The sequence below is a fragment of the Aquipuribacter hungaricus genome (assembly GCF_037860755.1).
In the GTDB taxonomy this organism is placed as follows: domain Bacteria; phylum Actinomycetota; class Actinomycetes; order Actinomycetales; family JBBAYJ01; genus Aquipuribacter; species Aquipuribacter hungaricus.
In genome coordinates, this window is sequence record NZ_JBBEOI010000441.1 from 1 (window position 1) to 1191 (window position 1191).

The 1191-nt window shown below is 78.7% G+C and carries 1 protein-coding gene; it reads left to right on the top strand.

The window, feature by feature from the left end:
- Positions 1–1191, top strand: a 1191-nt coding sequence (locus WCS02_RS20475) for a phosphotransferase (RefSeq protein ID WP_340296165.1), incomplete at both ends; no start/stop codon positions are given.

The following is a 1191-nucleotide window of genomic DNA, read 5'->3' on the forward strand; positions in this document are numbered from 1 at the left end:
GCTGCTCGTCGGGGCCATGCCGGGCACGGTCCCCGTGGCGGTCGCCCCGGCCCACGCCGGCCGCGACGACGTGGACGCGGCCCTGGTCCACGACGCCGACGGCGGGATCTGGGTCGTCACGGCACCGCGCACCGCGGAGGCCGGCGTCCGCGTGGACGCCGAGACCGAGGCCGTCCGGCTGCTCGCCGGCGTGCTGCCGTTCGACGTGCCGCGCCCCCGCGCCGACGTCGCGCTGCCCGAGGGCGGCCGGGCCATCGTGTTCCCCGCGCCCCGCGGCCGCCCGGTCGACCTGCTGCGCCTGGCGGCGTCGCCCGGGGTGTGCCGGTCGGTCGGCCGGAGCCTGGCCGCCCTGCACGACGTGACCACGGCGGTCGTCGAGCGCGCCGGTGTCCCGGTCCGCGACGCCGGCGAGGTGCGCCGGCGCCGCCTCGACGAGCTGGACCGCGGCGCGACCACCTCGCAGGTCCCGCCGGTGCTGCTCGAGCGCTGGGAGGCCGTGCTCGACGACACCTCGCTGTGGGACTTCTCGCCGACCGTGGTGCACGGGGACCTCGTCGCGGAGCGCCTCGTCGTCACCGGCGAGGAGGTGACGGCGGTCCTCGACTGGACCGACCTGCACGTCGGCGACCCCGCCGAGGACCTCGCCTGGCTGGCGGTGGGCGCCGAGCCCGAGACCGTCGCGGAGGTGCTGCAGGCCTACCGCTCGTCGCGCCACGGCTCCGTCGACGAGGACCTGCTGCGGCGGGCCGTGCTGCACGGGGAGATGGCGCTGGTCCGCTGGCTGCTGCACGGGGTGGCCACCGACGACGCCGAGGTCCGTGAGGACGCCACCGGCATGCTCGAGCAGCTCGCGGGCTGGGTCGAGGCCGAGAACCTCGCGCGGCACCACGACGAGGAGTCCGCCCGGCTGGCCGAGGAGCGCGCCCGCCAGGCCGAGGAGGACGCCCGCCTCGCCGAGGAGCACGCGCGGCAGGCCGAGGAGGAGGCCCGGCTCGCCGAGGAGGACGAGCTGCGGGCCGAGGACGAGGCGCGCCTGACCGAGGACGACGCGCTGCAGGCCGAGGACGAGGCGCGCCTCGCCGGGGAGCGCGCGCTCGAGGCCGAGGACGACGCCCGTGCCGCCGGAGCGCACGGGCCGCAGGCCGAGGACGACGACCGCCCGGACGCCCACGGCGGCTCCCCCTCCGCCGA